Genomic DNA, 24,145 nt, shown 5'->3' with positions numbered 1-24,145 from the left:
CGTCGCAAGGACGCTCCCCGCGGGCCGGGGTGCCGAGGCGAGTGGGAGGCGCGGACTTGTTGTCTGTGGGCTTGACCGGGGGAATCGGTTCCGGCAAGAGCGAAGTGTCGAGACTCCTGGTGGAGCGCGGCGCGCTCCTGATCGACGCCGACCGCATCGCCCGTGAGGTCGTCGAGCCCGGCACACCGGGGCTCGCGGCCGTCGTCGAGGCGTTCGGCGACGACGTCCTCACGGCCGACGGCACGCTCGACCGCCCGAAGCTGGGGTCGATCGTCTTCGCCGACTCCGACAAACTGGCCACCCTCAACGCGATCGTGCACCCGCTGGTCGGCACGCGCTCCGCGGAGCTCCAGGAATCGGCGGGACCTGACTCGGTCGTCGTCCACGACGTACCGCTCCTCGCGGAGAACGGGCTGGCGCCGCTCTACGACCTGGTCGTCGTGGTGGACGCGAGCGCCGAGACCCAGCTCGACCGGCTGACCCGGCTGCGCGGCATGAGCGAGGAGGACGCGCGGGCCCGGATGGCCGCGCAGGCCACCCGCGAGAAGCGGCTCGCCATCGCCGACGTCGTGATCGACAACGACGTCTCCCTGGACCGGCTGAGGGAGCAGGTCGACGCCGTCTGGGCCGACCTGGTGCGCCGGGCGCGCACCGCGTCGAAATGATCGTTCTGGCGGCGTGCACCGCGATGGGCGGGCTCGTCGCCCTCCTCGCGGGCGCCTACGGACTGCAGCGCACCCGGCGCGTGAAGGTGGCGGGGAACGTGGTCGAGGCCCTGGTCAAGCCGCCGCAACCCGGGTCCGACCGGCCGCTGCTGCAGTTCGCGACCGGTGACGGCCAGGTCATAGAGGTCGTCTCGCCGGTCCCCGCCAGCAAACGCCTGCCGCTGCCCGCGGGCGGTGTCGTCAGCGTCGCGTACGACACCGACGACCCGCGCGAGACCGTGCTCCTCGGCGGGGAACGCCCCGGTGTGGACCGGAGCTTCATGATCGCGGGCGCCGTGCTCGTCCTGGCCGGGATGGTGCTCGCCGTGTCGCTGGGCTGAGTGTCCTGACGGTGCGGGGCGGGCAGGAATAGCCCTCATGGGCCACGGCGTTGACGTGGTCGACACCGGAAGGGAGCACACCGTGTCCGACGCCACCCCGGAGACGCACGTCATCGACTACCGCGCCGCCGAGCAGCTGCTCGCCGCGCGGGACCCGCGCGGTGCGGTGAAGCTGCTCGACGACGTGATCGCCGCGCACCCGGAGAACACCGCCGCGCGGCTGCTGCGGGCGCGCGCCTTCTTCGCCGCCGCGCAGTTGCGGGCCGCCGAGCTGGAGTTCTCCATCGTCCTGGAGCGCGAGCCGGACAACGCGTTCGCGCATTTCGCGCTGGCCCGCACCTATGAGCGCTGGGCGCGGCCGCAGCAGGCTCGGCGGCACTTCCGGCTGGCCGCCGCGCTGGATCCGCAGCCCGAGTATGTGGCGGCGGCGCGGTTCGACGACTGAGCCGTCGCGCCGTCGGGGCTGGTCCTTCGTCGGCTGGTTCGGGTCGTCTGTGATTGCTCGCGCAGTTCCCCGCGCCCCTTACGGGGCGCTTTTTCTGTACGGGGGGATGTTCCGGCCCGGCTGGTAGTGGGGGCCCTGGCGGATGTGGCGGGTGATCATGAGCAGGTCGATCGTCGTGATCAGCCAGAGCGCGCCGCAGGCCAGGGCCCAGCCGGGGCGGTGGGCGAGGAGGAAGGCGACGGTGCCGGCCGTCGTCCACAGCAGGCCGAACAGGGCCAGGCCCAGGCGCAGGCGAAGCGGGCTGCGGGCGGTGACCGGTTCGTCACCGGTCCGGATCAGGTGCATGGCCGTCACCTCCACGGAGTGAAGAGGCACCCCCCTCCAGAGTGCCTCTTCACGTCACGGGGTGGGAAGCGAGCGGCAGGGCGCCCGGTCGCAGACGTCGATGACGGCACCGGTGCGCAGGAACGTCGCCTTCTGCCGGCGGGCCGCCGCCGTGGCGCGCGGATCGGAGTGCGGGTCCTTGCCGTACGCCGGTTCCGTGGGCGGGGTGTTCGTCACCGGCGGTGCCGGGGTGCCGCTGTCCCAGACGACCATCGCGGAGCCGTCGCGCAGCGGCGGCTTTCCGGCCCGGGGGATGCCCCAGTACGGGACCCTGTCGGGGCTGCGGCCCGTGGCGAGCGCGGGGGTGAGCAGGCGGGCACCGAGGGTGCGGGCCTCCACGTCGGCCGCCGCGTTGGCCACCTGATGGTCCCCGTACGCGATGTGCATCAGGACGCGGTCCCCGTTCCCGGCCAGGGTCTGCGCGTAGCCGTTCGTCTCGCCGCGGTCCCAGACCATCTGGTAGAGCTGGAGGACGATCTGCTGGCGCAGCCGGTCCGGGTAGGCCACGTCGAGGACCTGCTGGAACGGTGCGAAGTCCGCGCTGCGGTTGAGCAGCAGGCCGTAGTTCATGCCGGTCACGCCCAGCACCCCGCGCCGTACGTCCCGCGAGGCCGCCACCAGGGCGCCGCCCAGGATGCCGCCCTGGCTGTTGCCGTCGTAGGAGAGGCCGTGCGCGGTGTCGATCAGCGGACGGCCGTCCGCGGTGCGGAACGCCGGGTCGCTCGCGAGACCGTCCCGGTGGATCAGGGCGCGGCCCAGGAACATGGCGTTCAGCATGCCCTGCTCGCTGCGCTCGGGGACCGCGGGGAAGCGGTTGAGGTCGGCGAGCGCGCCGAGCACGACCGGGATGTCGGCCTGCGCCATGCCGATCCAGTCGGTCGCGCAGAAGGTGAAGTCGTGCTCGTACGCCATGGCCTTGACGTTGCCCGCGCCGACCTCGCCCGCGCTGCCGAGCAGACCGTGTCCGTACAGGGCCGGGCGGGACGGCCGTCCGGTGAAGGCGGTACGGGGTATCTCGCAGCGGAACGAGGCCAGTTGGACGTTGCCGGGGAGGTGGCGCGGGGTGCCGTCGCGGTCCCGGGCGAACGTGGATCCGGGTGGGCCGCCCGGCAGGGACAGATAGCCGGGGACCGTCACCGTGCCCGTGACCTCGCGGGCGATCCGGGCGTCCTGGTCGGGCGTGAGGTCCTTGACGCCGGTGACCGTGAACCCGGGTGACGCCGAGCCCAGCCGGCGGAAGGCGTCGTCGCGGATGGAGAACAGGTCGCCGGTCAGGCTGCGGGCGCTGGCGACGGTGAAGTCCCAGGCCAGATAGAGATCACCGGTGTTGATCCGGTGGTTCCTCAATGCCTGGAGCGCAGGCTGTAGTTGGCGCTGCCGGGCGGCCAGGGCGTCATGGCGCGGGAGCTGCCTGCCCGCCACCCTCGCGAACGCATCCGGCGTCGGCAGCCGGTGCCCGGTCGCGTCCTTGAGGCCGCGCAGGGCCACGGCGTAGTGGTGGCCCTCGCTGAAGTTCTTCGCCGGATGGATCAGCAGCGCCCGGCGGTCCCCGCTCGTCGCGTTGGCGTCCGGCTCGGCCCAGTAGGGATGGCGCTCGCCGGTCGTCGTGTCCAGGAGCACGATCGGCGCGTCACGGTCGAGGGAGCTGCCGATGTCGGTCAGCGGGGCCGCGCCCGTCGCCGCGAGGTCGAGGCCCGGGACCTGGACGAGCAGGGCCGCGCCGGGCGAGAAGCCGTCCGAGCGGTTCCAGGCCGTCGGGTCCACGGCGGGCGCGGCGGCCCCGCGCGGCAGCATCTCCGAGGTGAAGGCGACCCGGCGGCCGGTCGGCGTACCGGCGTCCGCGCGGGTGTACCAGTCGTTGGGGAAGGGCAGCAGGCAGTCGCCGCCGGTGGCCGTCAGCGGATCACAACCACCCTGCGGGGAGGGCGGGTTCGCGGACGCGGACGGGGCGAGCAGCGTGGCGGCGCCGAGCAGCGCCGCCACGAGCGTCAGGGCGAAGGAGCGGGAGCGCACGACGGCGTCAGCCTCCGATGTGCGCGCCGATGAAGCCGGCGTAAGCGGCCTCGCCGAGGGCGTTGGGGTGCAGCGGCGCCGCCGGGGCCGTCGGGACGAAGCCCTCCACCCACTTGGTGCCGACCGCGCGGCAGGCGTCGTGGCCCGCGCTCGGGGTGCGCACGTCCACGTACTCGGCGCCGTGCGCGGCGGACTGCGCGGAGATCACCGAGTTGAGGTGGTCGACGCTGCCCTGGAGCCAGTCGGCGTCCCTGCCGAGGACCGGGACGATCGGCCAGCAGCCGCCCTTCTTGATGTAGTCGCCGTAGCCGGTGACCAGGACCCGGGCCTGCGGGGAGCGCTGGTGGACGGTGTCGAGGACGGCCGCCAGCTTCGGGCCGAACGCCTCGATCCGCTGGGAGACCCTGTCGACGCCGTCGACGACGAACTTCTTCTGGCAGCTGTCCGCCGTCGGGTCGAGTTGCATACAGTCCTGGGCGACACCGACCAGGCCCGCGTCGTTGCCGCCGATGGTGAGCGTGACCAGGGTGGTGTCGGCGCTGAGCGCGTCGAACTGGGGCGCCGCCGTACCCATGTCGACGCCCAGCAGGGACAGCTTCTGCGGGTTGGACATGTCGTCGGTGTCCGCGCCGGAACAGGTCACGTCACGGAAGGTCGTCACCTTCAGCCGGTCGGCCAGCAGATGCGCGTAGTTGCGGGTGGAGCGGCCGCAGGCCAGCGGGCCCGTGATCGGCGGCACCAGCGGGCCCGACGCCATCGAGTCGCCGAGCGCCACGTACACCTGGGGCGCGGCGGCCCGGGCCTGGGCGGTGCCCGCGCCGAGGGTCGCCAGGGCCGCGACGGCGACGAGCACGGCCCCCAGACCTCTTCTGTTGCGGGCCGAAAGTCCCTTGCTGCGAAGAGAGTTCACGGTGCGGCTCCCTGAATCTCACGGTGGGGCATGGATGGGGTCGCCGCACATGATGCAGACTCGTGAGGCAGCGCTTAACTGGTCGGTAACGCAGACTTACCGGGGGAAAGTTGTGACGCGTGACAAGACCGGGGCCACGGGCCCACTGATCGTCGCGGGCGTCCCGGCCGCCGCGCGGCTGCGGGCCCGCGTCCCCGCCCTCACCCGGCGGGTCGTCACCCGGCTGCGCAGCGAACTCCCGGTCTACGCCGAGCTGCCCGGCGAGGAGATCGCCGGGGACATCGCCGACATCGTGCAGTACACGCTGCGGCTGCTCGCCGACGTCATCGAGCACCGCAGGCCCGCCACCGACGCCGAACTCGCCCAGCAGCGCGACTCCGCGGCCCAGCGCGCCGAGGAGGGCGTCCCGCTGGACGCGATCCTCACCGCGTACCAGATCGGTACGGCGATGTGCTGGGCCGAGCTGTCGCAGGACGCCCGCCCCGCCGAACTGCCCGACCTCAAGGAGGCCGTCGACCGGATCATGGTCCTCCAGCAGCAGGTGACCTCCGCCGTCAGCCGCGCCTACCTCCAGACCCGCGCCATCCTCGACAGTCAGGAACACGGCGGCCGGCACGCCCTGCTGGCCGCGCTGCTCGCCGGTGAGCCCGCCGAGCGGCCCGGCGTCCAGCGGCCCGCCGCCCTCTACGCGGCCCTGACCCTGCGACTGGGCACCCACCCCGACGAGACCCTGCCGGGGCCCGGCGCGGGCGTCGCCGCCCGACGCAAGATCCGCCGGGTCCGCGCCACCCTCGACGCCTTCGGCGCGGGCACCGGCGAGCCCGCCCTGACCTCGCTCGACAGCTCCGGCGGCACCGCGCTGCTGCCGCTCGCCGACCCGCCGCCCTGGCCCGAACTGTGCGCCCTGACCGACGCGGCGGCGGGCGCGGCCGGGGTCCCGGTGACCGCCGCCGCGGCCGTCGTGGAGCCCGCCGGAGTGGCCGCCGCCGTCGCCGAGAACACCGAGATCGTGGACCTGGTGGAGCGCACCGGGCGCGGTCCGGGCCTGTACCGGCTCGCCGACGTGCTCCTCGACTACCAGCTCAGCCGCCCCAGCGTCGCCCTCGAAGGCCTCGCCCGGCTCCTGCAACCCCTCGACAGCAAGCCGGAGCTGCTGCACACCCTGGAGACGTACCTGCGGCACGGCCTGGACCGGCGCGGCTGCGCCGCCGCCCTGCACATCCACCCCAACACCGTCGACTACCGCATCCGTCGCATCACCCGCCTCACCGGTCTGTCGCCCGGCCACCCCGCCGGTCTCCAGCACCTGACGGCGGCGCTGGTGGCGCGGCGTGCGCGTACGTTGAGTCCATGACAGGCGGCCCCGGCCGACCCGATCGCCCGGTCTGACCTGGCCGACTGGTCGACCCGGCTGAACGAAGGAGACGGCGTGGCGGACCTGCTGGAGACGCTCGAGGGCGATGAGAGGTGCGCCGCCTGGCTCGCCGCGCTGGACGACCCGCGGATACCCCGCCTCGCCGCGGCCCTGCCGTCCGACCTCGACCTCCCCGACGTCCTGCTGGATCTTGCCGTCCCGCACGAAGACATCGCGCAACTGATCTCCCTGCACCGGGAGATGACGGCTTCCAGGGAGCTGACCGACCTGCTGGCCCGGGCGGTCGGCGGGCTGCTGTGGCGGCTCGGGGAACCGGGGGAGGGGACGAGCCTCCCGGACGTCCCGGCCGCGGCGGGAACGCTCGGCCGCTGCTTCGCCGTCTTCGTGTTCGTCGCCGCGCTGCCGCACGTGCGCGCCCTGCACCGCGAGCACGGCATCCCCGACGACGTCTCCCGGCACACGCTCGCCGACCTCGGCCGCAATCTCGCCGTGCACCGCAGGAGATTCGGCACGACCGGACTGCTCGTGCCGTGGTGGCCGACCCGGCACTTCCGCGGCGAGCTCTACCAGTTGGGGCGGCTCCAGTTCGAGGGGCAGCGGCTGGGGGAGCGCACGGGGAAGGCGGTCGCGGCCGCCGGTGGCGGCGCGGGGCCCGGCGATCCGTGCCTGAGCGTGCACATCCCCGACTTCCGGGGCCCCTTCACCCCGCGCGCCTGCGACGACTCGATCGCCCGCGCCCGGACCTTCTTCGCCCGGCACTTCCCCCGGGAGCCGGTCCGGGTCGCCGTCTGCCACTCCTGGCTCCTGGACGGGCAACTGCGGAAGTACCTGCCGGCCGACTCCAACATCGTCCGCTTCCAGGAGCGGTTCGCGCCGCTTCCCGCGCCTCCGGGGACCGCGCCCGAGCCCGAGGACGACACGCCGGTCGCCTTCGTCTTCGGCGGCACCGGGACCCCGCGCGCCGAGCTGCCCCGCCGCACGAGCCTGCAGCGCGCCGTGCTCGGCCACCTCGACGCGGGCGGCCACTGGTACCCGGGGAGCGGCTGGTTCCCGATGTGAGGAACCGCCGGTACTGGCCGGGCCGTTGCCTGTGCATGAGCCTTGAGATGCGTACGGGATACGAAGGGACGGGACCGGGCGCCATCACGCCCGACGGCTGCGCGGTGGAGCTCTATTCGAGACTGCCCGTCGAGGGCGAGCCGGACATCGTCGCGGGCGCCGTGCCCGCCGGCGCCCGTGTGCTCGAACTGGGCTGCGGGGTGGGCAGGGTGACGCACCCCCTGCTGGAGCGCGGCTTCGAGGTCACGGCGGTGGACGAGTCGCCCGAGATGCTGGAGCGGGTCCGTGGCGCCCGTACGGTCCGCTCCACCATCGAGGGCCTGGACCTCGGAGGGGAGAAGTTCGACGTCGTGCTGCTCGCCTCGATCCTGGTCAACACCGGGGACGCGGCGGTCCGGCGCGGCATGCTCGACACGGTCCGGCGGCATGTCGCCGACGACGGCTGCGTGCTGATCCAGCGGGTGCGCGACGGCGCGTACGAGGACCTGCCGAAGGAGCGCCGCCTGGAGGAGGCGGGGTTCACCATCCGCATGGTGTCGTCGGAGCCGGTCGGCGGCGGGGTGCGCTCCTCGACGGTGGAGTACCTGTTCCCGGACGCCGTGTGGACGCAGACGTACCGGATCCTGCCGATGACCCCGGAGCAGTTCGAACAGGCGCTGGCGGACGCCGGCTTGAAGGTGGACCGCTATCTCACCGACGACCGGGTGTGGGTCCGGGCGGTGCCCGCCTGACGCGGGGCTCCGCGGGGCGATGAGTTCCGGGGGCGGCCCCGGTCTTAACCGGTGAGAGCGACCGACCGGCCGCTCGCTCGCACCGCTCAGGAGACCGTCATGACGCATCTCGCCGCCGCCCCGGCCGCCGCCCCCGTCCGCTCCCGTCGCGCCCGGATCGCGCTGACCACGACCACGATCGTGCTCGCCGCGTTCTTCGCCGTCGCGAGCGCCCTGCCCAAGCTCTTCGCGGTCTCCGCCGCGGTCGACTCCTTCGACACGATCGGCTGGGGCGCCACCGGCATGTATGTCATCGGAGCGCTCGAACTCGCCGGTGCCGTCGCCCTGTTGGTGCCCGTCCTGTCGGGTGTGGCGCCGATCGCGCTGAGCGCCCTGATGGTCGGCGCGTGCGTCACCCAGATCGTCGCCTTCGACGGGGAGAACGCGGCGACACCGCTGATCCTGATGGTCCCCCTCGCCGTCCTCGCGTGGGCGCGGCGCGGGAAGAACCGGGAACTCGTGGCGCTGGTGCGCCGTGCCGTCTGACGCCACGCGGCAGCACCCGCAGCAGCGCTGAACCGGGGCCCACCGCGAGTGGGTTCCGGTTCAGTGCTGCTGCGGACCGGCTTCCTCGCCCGGACCCTGCCCGAAGACGCCGCGCAGCCGCTCCAGTTCCCTGCGGTCCCGCTTGGTGGGCCGGCCCGTGCCGCGGTCGCGGATGCCGACCGGGGCCACGACCTCGCGCGGGGGAGGCGGCGGGCTGTTGTCGACGTACGCCTCGACGGCGACGGGCGACCCGACCCGCTTGCGGATCAGGCGCTTGACCACGACCACCCGCTCCCGCTGGCCGGGCTGGCGCAGCCGCACCTCGTCACCGGCGCGCAGCGCGTGCGCGGGCTTCACGCTCGTCCCGTTGACCTTGACGTGTCCGCCCTTGCAGGCCGCGGCGCCCGCCGAGCGCGTCTTGACCAGCCGCACGGACCAGATCCAGCTGTCGACGCGCACGCTCTCGCCGCCGGCCGGTGCCGCCGCCCGCGCGGCCTCGGCCGGGTCCTTCGGCGCTCCCGGCGTCTGCGATGTGTTCGCTGCCATGCGTCGACCTTAATGCCGTTGCCGCCCCCGTCGGCGAGCCACGGACGAACCACCCCGCCCCGACCCGGATAATCCGGACGAATCGTGCATTCAACACAGCGAGGGGCGTGTACGTCATGGCAGATCCGCAGGAATCGCAGGACCCCCGGGCGGCGGCCGACCGGCTGATGGACGGGCTGCGGGCCGATCTGGAGCGGCTCGCTGCCATCCCGTCGATCGCCTTCCCGGGCTTCCCGGCCGAGCCGGTCCGGGAGGCCCATGACCTCCTCGTCGGACTGCTCCGCGACGCCGGTGTCGCGCACGTCGAGACCATCGAGCTGCCCGACACCGCCCCGGTGATCTTCGGCGAGATCCCGCCGCCGACCCCGGACGCGCCGACCGTCCTGCTCTACTCGCACTACGACGTCCAGCCGCCCGGCGACGAGAGCCTGTGGGACTCCCCGCCGTTCGAGCCGACCCCGGTCCGCGAAGGCGGCGAGGAGGGGCTGCGGGCGCGCGGCATCGCCGACGACAAGTCGAACGTCATCGCGCACCTCGGGATGCTCCGCGCCTTCGGCGGCCGCCCGCCGGTCGGCATCAAGATCGTCTTCGAGGGGCAGGAGGAGTACGGCAGCCCCTTCGACACCTACCCGCCCACCGACCCGGAGCGGTTCGCCTGTGACGCCATGGTCATCGCCGACCTCGGCAACGTCCGCCCCGGCACCCCCACCCTCACCACCGGCCTGCGCGGCGCCGCCGAGGTGGTCGTCGAGGTCCGCACGCTGAAGGAACCGCGCCACAGCGGCGAGTTCGGCGGCGCCGCCCCCGACGCGCTGCTCGTCCTCCTCAAGGCCCTCGCCACCCTGCACGACGTGCACGGGGACGTCGCCGTCGAGGGCCTGCGCCGCGACGAGTGGACCGGCGCCGGGTTCACCGAGGACGAGTTCCGCGACCTCGCCGGCGTCGAGGCGGGCCTCCCGCTGCTCGGCAGCGGCACCCTCGGCGAGCGCCTGTGGAGCGGCCCCGCGATCACCGTCATCGGCATCGACGCGCCCAGCGTGGACCACGCCGCCTCCGCCGTGGTCCCGTACGCACGCGCCAAGCTCAACCTCCGCTTCCACCCCCGGCAGGACCCGGCCGAGGCCCAGGCGGCGCTGGTCGACCACCTGAGCGCGCTCAAGCCGTTCGGCGTTCCGCTCACCGTCACCCCCGGCGACACCGGACCCGGCTACGAGGCGGCCACCGACGGCCCGGCCTACCGCGCCGCCCGCGCCGCGCTCGCGACCGCCTGGGGGACCGAGGCCTCGTACATCGCGACGGGCGGCTCCATCCCGCTGGTCAACGGGCTCGCCCAGGCCGCCCCGCACGCCGAGGTGCTGCTCTTCGGCGCCCAGGACAACCAGTGCAATCTGCACGCCCCGAACGAGCGCGTCCTCCTCTCCGAGCTGCGCGCCACGGTCGTCGCCATGTGCGCGTTCGTCACCGGGTACGCGGCGGACTTCACCCGTGAGGGCCGGGCATGAGCACCGAGACGGCCCAACAGCCGGACAAGAAGCGGAAATTCACCTTTCCCAGCGCTCTCACCGTGCTCGCCGTCGTCACGATCGCGGTCTGGCTGCTGGCCTTCCTGATCCCCTCCGGCCAGTACGACCGCAACGACGCCGGCGCCCCCGTCGAGGGGACCTACCACCGCGTCCCCTCCGGCCAGTCCTTCGTCGACCGCCTCAACGACCTCTTCCTCTCCCCGGTCAACGGCCTCTACGGCATCCAGGACGCGAAGACCTCGCTCGTCGGTCCCGACAACTCCGGTGACCTGTACGGCAGCGCCGGTGTCTTCCTGTTCGTGCTGGCCATCGGCGCGTTCATCACCGTCGTCTTCGCGACCGGCGCGCTGGACCGCGGCATCGGCCTGCTCGCCCACCGGCTGCGCTCGCGCGGGGCACTGCTCATCGCCGGTGTCATGGTGGTCTTCTCGGTGCTCGGCACCGTCGAGGGCTTCGCCGAGGAGACCCTCGGGTTCTACGGGCTGATCGTGCCGCTGATGCTCGCGCTCGGCTACGACCGGATGACGGCGGTCGGCGCGATCATCCTCGGCGCCGGGGTCGGCGTGCTGTGCTCGACCGTCAACCCGTTCGCGACCGGCGTCGCCTCCTCGGCCGCCGACATCTCCCTCGGCGACGGCATCGTGCTCCGCTTCGTGATGTGGGTGGTGCTCACCGCGGTGACGGTCGCCTACGTCATCCGGTACGCGCGGCGCGTCCAGAAGAACCCGGAGCGCTCGCTCTCCGGGTTCCTGCCGGGGGACCGCGAGACCTCGGACGCCGCCGAGGGGGAGGTGCCCGAGCTGACCCGGCTGCACCAGGCCGTCCTCGTCGTCACGGCCCTCGTCTTCGCCTTCATGATCTTCTCGGTCGTGCCCTGGGCGAGCGCCCTGACCGGCGACGCGGACGCGACCCCGTACGGCTTCGAGCTCGGCTGGTCCTTCCCGCAGCTCGCGGCGCTGTTCCTGTGCGCGGCCGTGCTCGTCGGGCTCGTCGCGCGGATGGGGGAGCAGAAGATCAGCTCCACGATCATCCAGGGCGCCGCCGACTTCGTCTCGCCCGCGCTGGTCATCCTGCTGGCCCGCGGCGTCACCGTGATCATGAACAACTCGAAGATCACCGACACCGTGCTGCACGCCATCGAGGGCGTCGTGAAGGGCACCTCGTCCGGCATCTTCGCGATCATCGTCTTCGTCGTGAACCTGCCGCTGGCCTTCCTCATCCCGTCCACCTCCGGCCACGCCACCCTCGCCATGCCGATCCTCGCCCCGCTCGCCGACTTCGCCGGCGTCTCGCGCGCGGTCGTCGTCACCGCCTGGGAGGCGGCCAGCGGCTGGATGAACCTGTGGGTGCCGACCACCGCCGTCACCATCGGCGGGGTGGCCCTCGCCAAGGTCGGCTACGACCGCTACCTGCGCTTCGTGTGGCCGCTGCTCGCCATCCTCTTCATCCTGATCTGCGCGTTCGTGGCGCTGGGAGCCGCGTTCACGTAGCCCCTAAGGTCGAAGCCATGGACGACGACGGTCACGGCCTGGGGGAGCTGGACGAGCGGATCACCGGCTGCCGGGCCTGCCCGCGGCTCGTCGCCTGGCGGGAGGAGGTCGCCCGGGAGAAGCGGGCGGCCTTCGCCGACGAGACGTACTGGGGCAGGCCGGTCCCGGGATTCGGCCCGCCCGACGCGTCGCTGCTGATCGTGGGCCTGGCACCGGCCGCGCACGGTGCCAACCGCACCGGCCGGATGTTCACCGGCGACCGCTCCGGCGACGTGCTGTACCGCGCCCTGTACGACCTCGGGCTCGCCTCCCGGCCGGACGCCGTCGCCGCGGACGACGGGCTCACCCTGCACGGCGTGCGCATCACCTCGCCCGTGCACTGCGCCCCGCCCGCCAACAAGCCCACCCCGGCCGAGCGCGACACCTGCCGCCCCTGGCTGGTGCGCGAGCTGGAACTGCTGCGGCCCACCCTGCGCGCCGTCGTCGTGCTCGGCGCGTTCGGCTGGCAGGCGGCCTGGCCCGCCTTCGCCGAAGCCGGATGGACCCTGCCCCGGCCCCGCCCCGCCTTCGGCCACGGCGTCCGCGTCGACCTCGACGGGCTCGATCTGTTCGGCTGCTTCCACGTCAGCCAGCGCAACACCTTCACGGGACGGCTCACGCCCGGGATGCTGCGTGAGGTGCTCGGCGGGGCGGCGGCCGCGGCGGGCCTTCCGGTGCGCCCGCCCGCCACCGAACGGAGCAACAGATCAGGTGCGGACAGGTGACCCTTCCTAGCGTGAAAGGGTGACGCCAACGGAGACTCCGCAGCACCTCAAGCCCCCGGCCGCCGCCTACCGCAACCTGGTCGTGGCCACGGTGGGCTTCGCGCTCACCTTCTGGGCCTGGAACCTGATCGCGCCGCTCGCCGGCGTCTTCGGCTCGGACCTGGGCCTCAGCTCGTTCGCCCAGTCCTTCCTCGTCGCGGTGCCCGTGCTCGTGGGCTCGCTCGGCCGCATCCCGGTCGGCGCGCTCACCGACCGCTACGGCGCCAAGCTGCTCTTCCCGCTGATCTCGGCGCTCACCATCGTCCCCGTGCTGCTGGTGATCCCGGCCCGGCACAACTTCCTCGCGATGATCGTCGTGGGCTTCCTGCTGGGCCTCGGCGGCACCACCTTCGCCATCGGCATCCCGCTGGTGAACTCCTGGTTCCCGCCCGCCCACCGAGGTCTCGCGCTCGGCATCTTCGGCATGGGCATGGGCGGTGTGGCCCTGTCCGGCTACTTCACGCCCCGCATGGCCAAGCACGGCGAGAACCTGCCGTTCCTCGTCGTCGCCATCGCGCTGGCCGCGTACGCGGTCCTGGCGGCGGTCCTGATCACCGACCACCCCGACCGCAAGATCCCCACGACCTCGCTCGGCAAGCGGCTCGGCAGCGCCGGGAGGCTCCGCGTCACCTGGGAACTCTCCGCGCTCTACGCGATCGGTTTCGGCGGCATCGTCGCCTTCGGCGTGTACCTGCCGACGTACCTGAAGACCTGGTACGAACTCAGCCCCACCGACGCGGGCACCAAGGCGGCCGGCTTCGCCCTGGTCACCGTCATCTTCCGGCCCATCGGCGGCTGGCTCTCGGACCGCATCCACCCGGCCGTCGTCACCTCCTGCGCCCTGGCCGTCGTCGCCCTGTTCGCGATCCTCCAGGCGTTCGACCCGCAGCTGAACCCGATGGGCACCATCTGCTTCCTGCTGATGGCGGCCGGCCTGGGCACCGCGAGCGGTTCCGTCTTCGCGCTCGTCTCGCAGGTCACCCCGCAGCCGCAGGTCGGCTCGGTCACCGGCATCGTCGGCGCGATGGGCGGCCTCGGCGGCTTCGTCCCGCCGCTGGTGATGGGCGCGATCTACAGCGCCAAGGACTCGTACTCCATCGGCTTCATGCTCCTGTCCGACCTGGCGCTCGCCGGGTGCGTGTACGCGTACGGGCGGATGCGGACCATCAAGGCGGACTGACGCCCGGCCGGTCCGGCGGCGGCTCCCCGTCGCCGAACAGATGGCGCACGGTGGAGCGGTAGTTGGTCCGTACGTGGGACAGCGCGACCGCCCGCGCCCGCTCCGCGTCCCCCGCCGCCACGGCCGCGTACAGCTCGCGGTGCTCGGCGAGCTGCTGCGGCCATTCCTCGTTGCGCCGGGTCAGCCAGCGCAGACGGCCCGCGACCGGCTGCATGACGGTGACCAGGAGGCCGTTGCCCGCGAGGGCGAGCAGGTCGTCGTGGAAGCGGGAGTTGACGTCGGTCAGGGTCGCGGCGTCGTCCGCGCGGGTCGCCTCGGCGGCGCGGTCGAGCAGCAGGGCCAGCCGCGCCAGCTCGTCCGCGCCCGCCCGCTCGGCGGCGAGCCCGGCCGCGTAGACCTCCAACGCCTCCCGCAGCTCGAAGAGTTCGGCGACGTCGGCGCGGGTGAGCGTGCGCACGACCGCGCGCCGGGGCGTGTCGAAGGTGACGAACCCCTCGGCGACCAGCGCCCGTACCGCCTCGCGCACCGGTACCCGTGACACCCCGAACCGCTCGGCCAGCTCCCGCTCGACCAGCCGGTCGCCGGGCCGCAGCAGCCCGGCGACGATGTCCTCCCGCAGCGCGCCGAGCACCCGCTCGCGCACCGCCCCCAGCGGTTCAGCCGTCGTCATGCCCCCATCCTCGCCGATCCGCTCCGAGGTGATTTACCGAGACGTAACTGCACGGATATTGCCGGGAGTTGTCGGCAGCGGGACCATGGCGGCGCTTTGGTATACCAAAGTGGTGTCCCAGGACCCAGGAGGCTCCCATGTCCGTGGCCGAACCGGTGAAGACGTCGTCGTGGGGCGGCGGTGACTTCGTCCCCGACCCCCGCCTGGTCAACGAGGACCTGGCGCCCGCGGGCGACAAGGAACGCACCTGGAAGGTCTACGACCTCTTCGCCCTGTGGATGTCCGACGTCCACAACCTCGGCAACTACACCTTCGCGGCGGGCCTGTTGGTGCTCGGCCTCAACGCCTGGCAGATCTTCACGGCCCTGCTCATCGGCTTCGTGATCATCTACGCCGGCTGCAACGCGATGGGCCGCATCGGCCAGCGCCACGGAGTGCCGTTCCCGGTCGTCAGCCGCATCGGCTTCGGCGTCTGGGGCGCCAACATCCCGGCGCTGGTCCGGGCCGTGATCGCCATCATGTGGTACGGCATCCAGACGTATCTGGCGTCGGTGGCGGTGAACGTGATGGTGCTGGCGGCGTTCCCCGGCATGGAGTCCTGGACGCGCCACTCCTTCCTCGGCCTGCACGCGCTGGGCTGGGCGTCCTTCCTGGCGCTGTGGCTGGTGCAGTTCCTGATCATCACGCAGGGCATGGAGTCGGTCCGCAAGTTCCAGGACTTCTGCGGCCCGGCGATCTGGGTGGTGATGCTCGCCCTGGCGATCTGGATCTGGGCGAAGGCGGGCTGGACGATCTCGCTCACCACCACCCCGCACCCGGTCTCGACGGGCGAGCAGTTCCGGCAGTGGTTCGGTGCGATCGGCCTGATCCTCGCGACCTACGGCACGCTGATGCTCAACTTCTGCGACTTCTCCCGCTTCGCCCCCGACTACCGGACGGTCCGGCGCGGGAACTTCTGGGGCCTGCCGATCAACTCCACCGCGTTCGTGGTCCTTTCGGTGGTCGTGACGGCGGGCAGCGTCGAGGTCTTCGGCGAGGCGATCACCGATCCGGCGATGCTGGTGGCCCGGATCGGCAACACCTGGGTCCTGATCTTCGGCGCGCTGACCTTCGCCATCGCCACCATGGGCGTGAACATCGTCGCCAACTTCGTCTCCCCGGCCTACGACTTGGCGAACGTCTGGCCGCAGAAGATCACCTTCAAGGTCGGCGGAGCGATCTCGACGGTGGCCGCGCTCGTGGTGACGCCGTGGAACCTGTACTCGAACCCGAACGTCGTGAACTACTTCCTCGGTGGCCTGGGCGCCTTCCTGGGCCCGCTGTTCGGCGTCATCATGCTCGACTACTTCTGGGTCAAGCGCGGCAGGATCGACACCGCCGCCCTGTTCGACGCGACGCCCGGCTCCCGCTACTACTACCGCCGGGGCGTGAACCCGAAGGCGCTCGCGGCCTTCGTCCCGTCGGCGGCGCTCGCCGTCGTCCTCGCCCTCGTGCCGTACTTCGACGAGGTCGCGGCGTACTCGTGGTTCATCGGGACCGCGGTGGCGGCGGGCCTGTACGGGCTGATCTGCCGCACGGAGCGGGCCGCCGTCTGACCCGTGGCCCGGGGCGCGGCCGAACGAGTGCATTCGGGGACAACCCGGCCCGTCGCGGGGCCTGTTGGGCCGGGCCCCCGACGATCATCCGGCCATGCTCATGTCTCCGCGCCCCGTTCTGGGCGCCCTGCTGGCCGCGTTCCTCACCCTGACCCCGGCCTCGGCCGCGCACCCCGCGGCGGGCCCGGCCGCCACCTTCTGGGTGGACCCGGACACCGCGGCGGCCCGCCAGGCGGCGGCCTACCGCGAGCAGGGCCGGGCGAGCGAGGCCCGCCTCATCGACCGCATCGCGACCCGCCCCCAGGCGACCTGGCTCAACGGTGCGAACCCCGGCCCCGCCGTCCGCACCGTCACCCTGGCCGCGACCCGCGCCCACCGCACTCCGGTCCTGGTCGCCTACCACATCCCGCACCGCGACTGCGGCCTGCACTCGGCGGGCGGCGCCGCCGGCGCGGCGGCCTACCGCGCGTACGTCAACTCCTTCGCCTCCGGCATCGGTTCACGCGCCGCGTACGTGATCGTCGAGCCGGACGCGGTGGCCGCGACGGTGGCGGGGTGCGCCGGCGCCGACACGAAGGAGCGCAACGGTCTGCTCGCCTACGCGGTGAACCGGCTCTCGGCGCTCCCGCGGACCAGGGTGTACCTCGACGCGGGGAACGCGAGCTGGATCCCGGACGTGTGGCAGCTGGCGGCGGCGCTGCGGGCGGCGGGCGTGGGCAAGGCCGACGGGGTGGCGCTGAATGTCTCCAACTACCGTACGAACAAGGAGAGTTCCGCATACGGGCGACGGCTGGTGACGGCCCTCGGGGGCGGCAAGCACCTCGTCATCGACACCAGCAGGAACGGCAACGGCCCCTACCGGGGAGCGGACGCCTGGTGCAACCCGCCCGGCCGCGCGCTGGGCGTCGCGCCGACCACGCGCACCGGGGACCCGCTGGTGGACGCGTACCTCTGGGTGAAGCGGCCGGGGGAGTCGGACGGGACGTGCCGGGGCGGCCCGGCGGCGGGGGCCTGGTGGGCGGCCAAGGGCCTGGAACTGGCGCGGAACGCGCGCGGCTGACGGCGGACGGTGTCGCGCTGTTTTGGGCCGTATTTTGCGGAATGGTGACTTCCGGGTGTTTCCGGGATCGCCAGGGGTAACCGGGCGTTTCTTCATCATGAACACTCGGAAGCGGGGGCGGAGGCACCCGCGGAAAGGCGGTCCGATGCGCATCGCGCGGACAGTCGCAGCATGCATGGTCGCAGGCATATCCGTCACCGGCCTGGCAGCGTGCGGCGGCGGGGATGGCGGCGACGACGCGTTCAAGGGGGACAGCGCGGACCAGATCGCGGACAAGGCGGTGGCCGCCACGAAAGCGGCCGAGTCCCTGCACATGAAGGGCAAGGTCAGCCGGAGCGGCGGCGAGTCGATGGTCATCGACCTCGCGGTCGACCAGGAGAAGAACTGCCAGGGCACGGTGACCATGTCGGGCGCGAAGGCCGAGGTCAGACACGTGAAGGCCACGTTCTACCTGAAGGGCGACGAGCAGTACTGGCGCACCAGCCTCAAGCAGCAGCCCGGCGCCGACAAGATCGTGCCGAAGGTCGCCGACAAGTGGGTCAAGATGCCGGCCCAGGACAACCAGATCACTGGTCTGTGCGACAAGCAGGGCCTGCTCGCCGCGATGGACGAGGACAAGTCCGAGCGCCAGGGCCTGAAGAAGGGCGACACGAGCACCATCGACGGCACGAAGGCGCTGGCCCTGCACAAGAGCAAGGGGAACGAGAAGTCGACCCTCTACGTCGCCGCCGAGGGCAAGCCCTACATCCTCAAGGTGACCACCACCGGCGGCAGTGAGCCGGAGACGACCACGTTCTCCGACTACGACAAGCCCGTGCGGCCGGAGCAGCCCGCGTCCGGGGACACGGTCGATCTGAAGCAGCTCGCGGCCCAGTAGCCACGGGTGTACCGGCCCGCAGGGTCGCCGGGTTTAGGGGCATCGGCCCCGGTTATCCGGAAGTTCGCTGTCAAGCGCTTCCCTTCTCCCCGACGACTGTGAGATGCCGACGTGACCGACACATCGACCGATACACCGAGCGACACATCGACCGAACCGGAGGGGGCCGTCCAGGGCCCCTCGGAGGAGGACCGCAAGACCCGGTTCACCGTGCTGGTGGCACTCGGCGCGAATCTGCTGATCGCCGTCGCCAAGGCGGTCGGCGGACTCTTCGCCGGGTCCCCCGCGCTGCTGTCCGAGGCGGCCCACTCGGTCGCCGACAGCCTCAACGAGGTGTTCCTGCTCGCCGCGCTGCGGCGCAGCAGGCGCCCGGCGGACCGCCAGCACCCCTTCGGCTACGGCAAGGAGCGGTTCTTCTGGTCGCTCCTCGCCGCCGTGGGAATCTTCGTCATGGGTGGCTGCTTCTCCTTCTTCCAGGCGTACGAGGCGTTCACCCAGGGCGGTGCCGAGGAGTCGAAGAGCGGCTTCGTCGTCGGGCTCGTGGTGCTGGGCGTCGCCTTCCTCGCGGAGGGCACCTCGCTGGCCCGCGCCGTGCACCAGGTGCGCAAGCAGCCCGGTGAGGGCATCGGCGAGGACCCGACCCTGCGCACGGTGCTCGCCGAGGACGCCACCGCCGTCATCGGCGTCGTCCTCGCGGCCGCGGGCCTGGTGCTGCACCGGACCACCGGCCACATCGAGTGGGAGGCGACCGCGTCCCTGATCATCGGCGTGCTGCTGGTGTTCGTCGCCTACCGCCTCGGACGCAGCGCCCGCGACCAGCTGATCGGCGAGGGCGACCCGAAGCTGCACCACGACATCCGGGAACTGCTCGACGAGCAGCCGGAGATCGAGGCCGTGGCGGCCCTGCACATCATGCGCCTCGGGATGGACTCGACGCTGGTCGCGGCCCGGGTCGATCTGGTTCCCGGCCTGGAGAGCGAGCAGCTGGAGCTGGTCAGCGAGCGCATCAAGCGCACGGTGCACGAGCGCTGGCCGGAGGCCGACCAGATGTTCCTGGACGTGGTCGAGGCGCCGACGGGGGAGTGGACGGGCCCGGCGGAGCGTGCGCGCACGACCTGACCGTACCGACACCGAAAAGGCTCTGCGCCGCCCGTTCGAACGGGCGGCGCAGAGCCTTTTCAAGAAGTGCGGGGGTATTACTCGGCGGCCATCAGACCCGCGCGGAGCTTGCCCACCACCTTGGTGATCAGACGGGAGACGTGCATCTGCGAGTAGCCGAGCTCGTCGGCGATGTCCTGCTGCGTGCGCTCCTCGACGAAGCGCAGGTGGATCAGGCGACGGTCCCGCTCGTCCAGATCGGCGACCAGCGGCGCCAGCGAGTGGAAGTTCTCGACGAGTTCGAAGCGGTCCTCGTCGACGCCGATGAAGTCGGCGAGCATGGTGTCGGACTCGTCGTCCGACCCGTTGACCGCCGCGTCGAGGGAGACGCTGTTGTAGCCGTTGGACGCCTTCTGCGCCTCGGCGACCTCGGACACGTCGAGCTGCATCAGCTCGGCCAGCTCCGCCGTCGAGGGCGTGCGGCCCAGCCGCGTGTGCAGCTCCTCGGTGGCCTTGGACAGCTCTATGCGCGCCTCCTGGAGCCGGCGCGGCACGTGCACCGCCCACGAGGTGTCGCGGAAGAAGCGCTTGATCTCACCGACGATGTAAGGAACCGCGAAGGAGGTGAACTCGACCTCGCGGGTCAGCTCGAACCGGTCGATGGCCTTGATCAGACCGATCGTGCCGACCTGGACGATGTCCTCCATCTCCTCCTGGCCGCGGTGCTTGAAGCGCGAGGCCGCGTACCGCACCAGGGAGAGGTTCATCTCGATGAGCACATTGCGCACGTAGCTGTACTCGTGCGTGCCCTCTTCGAGGTGGGTGAGACGGTCGAAGAAGTGCTTGCCCAGCTCGCGGGCGTCCTTCGGGCGCACGGAGGCGGGATCGGCGTAGGCGCGCTCGATCAGACTCGCCTCGGCCTGATCGGCCGTGATGTGCGCCTGTTCGTGAACTGCCACGGTACTCATTGCCGCCAGTCCTGCCTCTCGTCGTGTGAATAAATCTCCCCGCACGCCTGCGGTTACCCCGGTCTCATGCGTACATACATACGATACGGAGAGTCTTTCGATGTTCTTCCGCGGCATGCGCCGCCTGAGTGGGTGCGGGGCCGGCCGGTTCCCGCTGCTCCGACCCCATCTCCTTCGCCAACGTCACCGTTTCTGGATGCGGTTGATGACCTTGTGATTGAAGTGTGTGGATTGTGTGTGCGAAGCTGCGGTGCTGCCGTCTCGTGGGGGTGACGGCCGAACTGGGGGATTCACCGCACGTGAACGTTCGCGTCATCCTGCGCCGCTGTGCGACCGTCGGCGCCGCACTCACCTTTTCCTTGACGGCCCTGTTCGGCGCGGCGCCCGCCGCGAGCGCGCACCGGGACGGCTGCCACCGCTGGCACTCCTGCCCCTCCGACACCGGCTCGTACGTCTGCGGAGACCTCGGGTACTTCTCGGAGTGCGGCTACGACAGCCTGCCGGGCACGGGCACGGGCACGGGCGCGGACGACGGGCAGGAGACCGAGGACTTCGAACCGCCCGAGGCGCCGTCGGTGGCCCGGCACGTGGCCGGGGCCCGGGGCCGGGTCACCGTGACGGTCAAGGCCGAGCGCGGCTCGCGGATCGAAGTGCGGGAGGACGACGATCCGGTCGCGAAGGCGACGGCGACCGGCACCTCCCAGACCATCGGCTTCACCGCCGACAGCGGCGAGCACACCTACGTCGTCCTGGCCGTCGACGCCGCGGACAACTCCAGCGAGCCGAGCGAGGAGTTCACGGTCGAGGTCGACGCCGACAGGCCGGCGCTGGACGATCTCACCGTCGGTGACCCGGACGGGACGACCGGCGCGGTCGCACTGTCCTTCACCACCGACCCCGGCACCGACTACGACCTGAGGGTGGCCGGTACCTCGACCCGGCTGCGCGGCACCACCGAGGACGGCGACGTCAAGAGGACGCTCTGGCTGCCGAACGGCACGCACGCGATCACCGGTTCGCTGCGGGACGAGACCGGGAACGTCACCGAGGTGCGGACGAAGGCGGTCGTCGACGTCAGCGCGCTGACGCCCCGGCTCGACCCCGGCACCCCCTCCCGCGACGGCACCACCGCCTTCACGGTCACCGGCCCGCGCGGCGCCCGGGGCACCGTCGAGATCGGCACCCGCACCCGCGAGATCACCCTCGACGACGCGGGGCACACGAAGTTCGCCCTGCCCCTCCCCGACGGCTCGTACCTCCCGAAGCTGACCCTCACCGACCCCTTCGGCCGCGCCGCCACGGCCGAGGGGCCCAGGATCGTCGTCGACACCAAGGCCCCGAAGGCGGCCCTCGGGTACGACGAGGAACGCGCCAGGCACCGGGAACTCGTGCTCACCGTCACCGGGGAGACCGGGGCGACGGCCCGGATCGTGTCCCCGGCGGCCCTCGGCCGGACGTTCACCCTGGACGACGGTCGGCGCACGGTACGGATGTCCGTCGCGCCCGGCGACGTCACCGTCGCCGTCACCGTGACCGACGCCTCGGGCAACACCACTCGGCGCACCCTGACCGTGCACGTGACGGACGACTGGACGACGGCACAGATCGTGGTCGCCCTGATCCTGCTGCTGCTCGTCGTGGCGGTCGCCGTGCTGGTCTGGCTGCGCCGGGCGCGCCTCGCCGCCTGGCTCAGGGCCCGGCGGCGGGCCCGCGTCGCCGCCGCGGTCGAACGCGACCTGCGGCGCCGCGCCGCGCAGCACGCCAGGGAAGAGGCCCGCCGGGAGCAGGAGGCGCGCCGCGCCCTGGCGGCGTACGAGCGGGAACTGACGGCCTGGACGGCGGAGCACCGTCGTCTCACGGCCCGCGTCGACCTCGCCCGCGACCTGAAGGCGGGCCGCTCCACCGTCGCCGAATGGCGCTGGGGCAGGCGCCGCAGGGGCGAGGACGTGCTCGCGGTCGCACCGGCCCGGCTCGTCGAGGTCCGGCAGCGGCAGGGGCAGCAGTACAACGAGCGGACCGACTCGGGCGAGGTCGTCGTCACCAACCTGCGGGTCCTCTTCGTCGGTGCGACGAAGAAGCGGGACTGGGAGTACGCGAAGTGGCTCGGGCACGATCACCACGTCCCGGGCCCGACGATGATCCTGGTCTCGAACCGGCAGAAGGTCTCGGGCATCGACCACGCGGGCCCGGAGCCGGAGCGCGTCCGCACGGCCGTCGACGTCGGCCTCAGCGGGCACCAGGGAACATGGACCGCGTTGCTCGGCCGCCTGCAGGGCGAGGTCGACCAGCACGCACGGCTCCGCCCGGAGCGGCCCGAAGTGCCGGACGGCGGGGTGCCGGTGGGCTGAGCCCGGCGGTCGGAAAAGCGGGTGGCACGGGCGGAGCCGACGGCTACGGTGCTCCCATGCCCGTACCGACCGCCGACGCGGCCGCCGCCGACGCCGCCTTCCTCGACCGCCTCGCCGACGCTCTGGCCGCCCTCCCCGGAGTCCACGCCGTCGCCCTCGGCGGCTCCCGGGCGCAGGGCACCCACACCCCCGACAGCGACTGGGACACCGCCGTCTACTACCGGGGCGGCGAGGGGCTCTTCGCGCCGCGGCACCTGCGTGCGCTCGGCTGGGAGGGGGAGGCCACCGAGATCGGCGGGTGGGGCGGCGGGGTGTTCAACGGCGGGGGATGGTTCATCGTCGAGGGCCGGCGCGTCGACGTGCACTACCGCGATCTCGACGACGTCGAGCGGGTGCTGGCCGACGCCGAGGCCGGGCGGTTCCGGGTGGAGCCGTTGATGTTCCACCTCGCCGGGATCCCCAGCTACATCGTCGTCGCCGAGCTCGCCGTCAACCGCGTCCTGCGGGGCACGATGCCGAAGCCCGACGGCTATCCGGCCGCGTTGCGCGCGGCCGCGCCCGACGAGTGGTGGGGGCGCGCCCGGATCACCCTGCACTACGCGCGGGCCGGGAACGCGCCGAAGGGCGGCCGGACCGAAGTCGTCGGGGCCGTCGCCGTCGCCGCCATGTCGGCCGCGCACGCGGTGCTCGCCGCGCGCGGGGAGTGGGTCACCAACGAGAAGCGGCTGCTGGAGCGGGCCGGCCTGCGCGGCATCGACGCCATCGTCACCGATCCCGGCCCCGGGCTCGCCGAACTCGTCGACCGGGCCGAGGAACTGCTGGCCGCCGCGGTCGACGACGCCCGTCAGACAGTTCCCGGAGAAGAAGTGCCCAAGGGGTAGGCGCGCACGTCCCGCCACGGGGTTCCGGCGCCGTCCGACACGATCAGCCGCACCTCGGTGACCGGCGCCCGCAGCGGCAGGCGCGGGGTGACGTCGGCGTCGGGAATGCCGTCGGTGCCCGCGCCGCTCGCCAGGGTCAGATGCGGGTCGAGGCCGTCGTCGCCGAAGACACCGCGATAGGGGACCGCTTCCGGCCACTTCTGCCGCAGGGCCTTCGTGAGCGCGCGCAGCGGTTCGGCGGGGGACGGCGCCAGATAGAGGACGCCCGGCCAGCGGGACAGCCCGTCGAACGTGAGGGTGAAGGCCGGGACCGCCCCGAACAGGTCACGCAGCACCTCGTCCGTCTCCCCGGTGATCCGCGCCAGCGGCAGGAACGGATAGAGGACCGTCACATGCGCCCGCGCCGGGGTCCGGACCAGGTGGTCCGCCTCGGGGACGTGGATCGTGAGCGCCGTGTCGCCGGACGCGTCCGGCCAGCCGTCGGCGGATTCGTCAGGGCGTGGTGTGGGCACGGTCAAGTGTCACATTGCGGAAATGCGGGCGTTCCTTCCCCTCCATGAACTGCCGTTACCGTAGAAGGACCAGTTCAGGTCTGGCCGACGGCGTCCGGTACCCCCGT

General features: G+C 72.4%; 24 protein-coding genes. 17 read left to right on the top strand and 7 right to left on the bottom strand.

The window, feature by feature from the left end:
* Nucleotides 1–56 precede the first annotated feature (56 nt).
* The 3 genes from coaE to ABT127_RS00405 are packed head-to-tail and all read left to right on the top strand — an operon-like array spanning nt 57 to nt 1,490.
* Nucleotides 57–665 (top strand): dephospho-CoA kinase, encoded by a 609-nt coding sequence (gene coaE / locus ABT127_RS00415; protein WP_351443618.1) that lies wholly within the window; start codon nt 57–59, stop codon nt 663–665.
* Nucleotides 662–1,045 carry a DUF3592 domain-containing protein gene (locus ABT127_RS00410; RefSeq protein WP_351443617.1) on the top strand — a complete coding sequence of 128 codons (384 nt, stop codon included), beginning with the start codon at nt 662–664 and terminating at the stop codon, nt 1,043–1,045. The genes coaE and ABT127_RS00410 overlap by 4 nt, the downstream gene beginning before the upstream one ends.
* 37 nt (nt 1,046–1,082) lie before the next feature.
* Nucleotides 1,083–1,490, top strand: coding sequence for a tetratricopeptide repeat protein (locus ABT127_RS00405; RefSeq protein ID WP_111661677.1), 408 nt, complete (start codon nt 1,083–1,085; stop codon nt 1,488–1,490).
* Between the two features lie 78 nt (nt 1,491–1,568).
* Here ABT127_RS00405 and ABT127_RS00400 read toward each other — a convergent pair whose 3' ends face one another.
* From ABT127_RS00400 to ABT127_RS00390, 3 genes are read right to left on the bottom strand one after another with little or no spacing between them, the layout of a single operon-like run.
* Complete coding sequence (locus ABT127_RS00400) at nt 1,569–1,835, bottom strand: DUF6343 family protein (RefSeq protein ID WP_351443616.1); 267 nt, start codon at nt 1,833–1,835, stop codon at nt 1,569–1,571.
* 54 nt (nt 1,836–1,889) lie between these two features.
* Complete coding sequence (locus tag ABT127_RS00395; RefSeq protein ID WP_351443615.1) at nt 1,890–3,887, bottom strand: hypothetical protein; 1,998 nt, start codon at nt 3,885–3,887, stop codon at nt 1,890–1,892.
* Between the two features lie 7 nt (nt 3,888–3,894).
* Nucleotides 3,895–4,797, bottom strand: coding sequence for an SGNH/GDSL hydrolase family protein (locus ABT127_RS00390; RefSeq protein WP_351443614.1), 903 nt, complete (start codon nt 4,795–4,797; stop codon nt 3,895–3,897).
* A 112-nt stretch (nt 4,798–4,909) separates the two neighbouring features.
* Between ABT127_RS00390 and ABT127_RS00385 the strand changes: the two genes are divergently transcribed.
* The 4 genes from ABT127_RS00385 to ABT127_RS00370 all read left to right on the top strand — a co-directional run bounded on the left by ABT127_RS00385 (nt 4,910) and on the right by ABT127_RS00370 (nt 8,487).
* Entirely contained in the window at nt 4,910–6,151 is a 1,242-nt protein-coding gene (locus ABT127_RS00385; RefSeq protein WP_502971603.1) for a PucR family transcriptional regulator, read from the top strand.
* Nucleotides 6,152–6,226: 75 nt separating this feature from the next.
* Entirely contained in the window at nt 6,227–7,231 is a 1,005-nt protein-coding gene (locus ABT127_RS00380; RefSeq protein ID WP_351443613.1) for an acyltransferase domain-containing protein, read from the top strand.
* Between the two features lie 47 nt (nt 7,232–7,278).
* Nucleotides 7,279–7,962: a class I SAM-dependent methyltransferase gene (locus ABT127_RS00375; RefSeq protein WP_351443612.1), complete on the top strand. Its 684-nt coding sequence runs from the start codon at nt 7,279–7,281 to the stop codon at nt 7,960–7,962.
* 99 nt (nt 7,963–8,061) lie between these two features.
* Nucleotides 8,062–8,487, top strand: coding sequence for a DoxX family protein (locus ABT127_RS00370; protein ID WP_351443611.1), 426 nt, complete (start codon nt 8,062–8,064; stop codon nt 8,485–8,487).
* 60 nt (nt 8,488–8,547) lie between these two features.
* Here the strand turns inward: ABT127_RS00370 and ABT127_RS00365 are convergent, their stop codons facing one another.
* Nucleotides 8,548–9,033: an RNA-binding S4 domain-containing protein gene (locus ABT127_RS00365; RefSeq protein ID WP_351443610.1), complete on the bottom strand. Its 486-nt coding sequence runs from the start codon at nt 9,031–9,033 to the stop codon at nt 8,548–8,550.
* A gap of 116 nt (nt 9,034–9,149) precedes the next feature.
* Between ABT127_RS00365 and ABT127_RS00360 the strand changes: the two genes are divergently transcribed.
* The 4 genes from ABT127_RS00360 to ABT127_RS00345 are packed head-to-tail and all read left to right on the top strand — an operon-like array spanning nt 9,150 to nt 14,029.
* Nucleotides 9,150–10,535 (top strand): M20/M25/M40 family metallo-hydrolase, encoded by a 1,386-nt coding sequence (locus tag ABT127_RS00360; protein WP_351443609.1) that lies wholly within the window; start codon nt 9,150–9,152, stop codon nt 10,533–10,535.
* Nucleotides 10,532–12,046, top strand: coding sequence for a YfcC family protein (locus ABT127_RS00355; protein WP_351443608.1), 1,515 nt, complete (start codon nt 10,532–10,534; stop codon nt 12,044–12,046). The genes ABT127_RS00360 and ABT127_RS00355 overlap by 4 nt, the downstream gene beginning before the upstream one ends.
* Nucleotides 12,047–12,063: 17 nt before the next feature.
* Nucleotides 12,064–12,810 carry a uracil-DNA glycosylase gene (locus ABT127_RS00350; RefSeq protein WP_351443607.1) on the top strand — a complete coding sequence of 249 codons (747 nt, stop codon included), beginning with the start codon at nt 12,064–12,066 and terminating at the stop codon, nt 12,808–12,810.
* A 19-nt stretch (nt 12,811–12,829) separates the two neighbouring features.
* Nucleotides 12,830–14,029, top strand: a complete 1,200-nt coding sequence (locus ABT127_RS00345) for a nitrate/nitrite transporter (RefSeq protein ID WP_351443606.1) — start codon at nt 12,830–12,832, stop codon at nt 14,027–14,029.
* Here ABT127_RS00345 and ABT127_RS00340 read toward each other — a convergent pair.
* A complete protein-coding gene (locus tag ABT127_RS00340) occupies nt 14,016–14,699 on the bottom strand; it encodes a GntR family transcriptional regulator (RefSeq protein WP_351443605.1) in 684 nt (227 codons plus the stop codon). The genes ABT127_RS00345 and ABT127_RS00340 overlap by 14 nt on opposite strands.
* 137 nt (nt 14,700–14,836) lie before the next feature.
* On the opposite strand from ABT127_RS00340, the gene ABT127_RS00335 reads away from it, so the two are divergent.
* From ABT127_RS00335 to ABT127_RS00320, 4 genes are all read left to right on the top strand, one after another.
* The gene (locus ABT127_RS00335; RefSeq protein WP_351443604.1) at nt 14,837–16,294 is read left to right on the top strand and encodes an NCS1 family nucleobase:cation symporter-1; all 1,458 of its coding nucleotides are present in this window, start codon (nt 14,837–14,839) and stop codon (nt 16,292–16,294) included.
* Nucleotides 16,295–16,394: 100 nt separating this feature from the next.
* On the top strand, nt 16,395–17,354 hold the full coding sequence (locus ABT127_RS00330; protein WP_351444031.1) for a glycoside hydrolase family 6 protein: 960 nt from the start codon (nt 16,395–16,397) through the stop codon (nt 17,352–17,354).
* Between the two features lie 175 nt (nt 17,355–17,529).
* Entirely contained in the window at nt 17,530–18,231 is a 702-nt protein-coding gene (locus ABT127_RS00325; RefSeq protein ID WP_351443603.1) for a hypothetical protein, read from the top strand.
* Nucleotides 18,232–18,342: 111 nt separating this feature from the next.
* Entirely contained in the window at nt 18,343–19,350 is a 1,008-nt protein-coding gene (locus ABT127_RS00320; protein WP_502971602.1) for a cation diffusion facilitator family transporter, read from the top strand.
* A 77-nt stretch (nt 19,351–19,427) separates the two neighbouring features.
* On the opposite strand, the gene ABT127_RS00315 is transcribed toward ABT127_RS00320, so the two are convergent.
* Entirely contained in the window at nt 19,428–20,297 is an 870-nt protein-coding gene (locus ABT127_RS00315) for a SigB/SigF/SigG family RNA polymerase sigma factor (protein ID WP_351443602.1), read from the bottom strand.
* Nucleotides 20,298–20,596: 299 nt separating this feature from the next.
* Between ABT127_RS00315 and ABT127_RS00310 the strand changes: the two genes are divergently transcribed.
* Together ABT127_RS00310 and ABT127_RS00305 are read left to right on the top strand one after the other, a co-directional pair.
* Nucleotides 20,597–22,645 (top strand): hypothetical protein, encoded by a 2,049-nt coding sequence (locus ABT127_RS00310; protein ID WP_351443601.1) that lies wholly within the window; start codon nt 20,597–20,599, stop codon nt 22,643–22,645.
* 56 nt (nt 22,646–22,701) lie between these two features.
* Nucleotides 22,702–23,526 carry a nucleotidyltransferase domain-containing protein gene (locus ABT127_RS00305; RefSeq protein WP_351443600.1) on the top strand — a complete coding sequence of 275 codons (825 nt, stop codon included), beginning with the start codon at nt 22,702–22,704 and terminating at the stop codon, nt 23,524–23,526.
* Here the strand turns inward: ABT127_RS00305 and ABT127_RS00300 are convergent.
* Nucleotides 23,490–24,038, bottom strand: a complete 549-nt coding sequence (locus ABT127_RS00300; RefSeq protein ID WP_351443599.1) for a 2'-5' RNA ligase family protein — start codon at nt 24,036–24,038, stop codon at nt 23,490–23,492. The two genes, ABT127_RS00305 and ABT127_RS00300, sit on opposite strands and share 37 nt — an antisense overlap.
* Nucleotides 24,039–24,145: the final 107 nt, after the last annotated feature.

The organism is Streptomyces sp. NPDC001904 (genome assembly GCF_040297005.1).
GTDB lineage: Bacteria > Actinomycetota > Actinomycetes > Streptomycetales > Streptomycetaceae > Streptomyces.
This window is presented reverse-complemented; position numbering and strand designations above follow the sequence as displayed.

What these genes read in the sequence shown, in the direction of transcription:
- ABT127_RS00350 (WP_351443607.1), top strand. Translation starts at nt 12,064, where the DNA reads ATGGACGACGACGGTCACGGCCTGGGGGAGCTGGACGAGCGGATCACC.
- ABT127_RS00305 (WP_351443600.1), top strand. Translation starts at nt 22,702, where the DNA reads ATGCCCGTACCGACCGCCGACGCGGCCGCCGCCGACGCCGCCTTCCTC.
- ABT127_RS00315 (WP_351443602.1), bottom strand. Translation starts at nt 20,297, where the DNA reads ATGAGTACCGTGGCAGTTCACGAACAGGCGCACATCACGGCCGATCAG.
- ABT127_RS00405 (WP_111661677.1), top strand. Translation starts at nt 1,083, where the DNA reads ATGGGCCACGGCGTTGACGTGGTCGACACCGGAAGGGAGCACACCGTG.
- ABT127_RS00370 (WP_351443611.1), top strand. Translation starts at nt 8,062, where the DNA reads ATGACGCATCTCGCCGCCGCCCCGGCCGCCGCCCCCGTCCGCTCCCGT.
- ABT127_RS00365 (WP_351443610.1), bottom strand. Translation starts at nt 9,033, where the DNA reads ATGGCAGCGAACACATCGCAGACGCCGGGAGCGCCGAAGGACCCGGCC.
- ABT127_RS00410 (WP_351443617.1), top strand. Translation starts at nt 662, where the DNA reads ATGATCGTTCTGGCGGCGTGCACCGCGATGGGCGGGCTCGTCGCCCTC.
- ABT127_RS00360 (WP_351443609.1), top strand. Translation starts at nt 9,150, where the DNA reads ATGGCAGATCCGCAGGAATCGCAGGACCCCCGGGCGGCGGCCGACCGG.
- ABT127_RS00325 (WP_351443603.1), top strand. Translation starts at nt 17,530, where the DNA reads ATGGTCGCAGGCATATCCGTCACCGGCCTGGCAGCGTGCGGCGGCGGG.
- ABT127_RS00400 (WP_351443616.1), bottom strand. Translation starts at nt 1,835, where the DNA reads ATGCACCTGATCCGGACCGGTGACGAACCGGTCACCGCCCGCAGCCCG.
- ABT127_RS00375 (WP_351443612.1), top strand. Translation starts at nt 7,279, where the DNA reads ATGCGTACGGGATACGAAGGGACGGGACCGGGCGCCATCACGCCCGAC.
- ABT127_RS00330 (WP_351444031.1), top strand. Translation starts at nt 16,395, where the DNA reads ATGTCTCCGCGCCCCGTTCTGGGCGCCCTGCTGGCCGCGTTCCTCACC.
- ABT127_RS00355 (WP_351443608.1), top strand. Translation starts at nt 10,532, where the DNA reads ATGAGCACCGAGACGGCCCAACAGCCGGACAAGAAGCGGAAATTCACC.
- ABT127_RS00340 (WP_351443605.1), bottom strand. Translation starts at nt 14,699, where the DNA reads ATGACGACGGCTGAACCGCTGGGGGCGGTGCGCGAGCGGGTGCTCGGC.
- ABT127_RS00335 (WP_351443604.1), top strand. Translation starts at nt 14,837, where the DNA reads ATGTCCGTGGCCGAACCGGTGAAGACGTCGTCGTGGGGCGGCGGTGAC.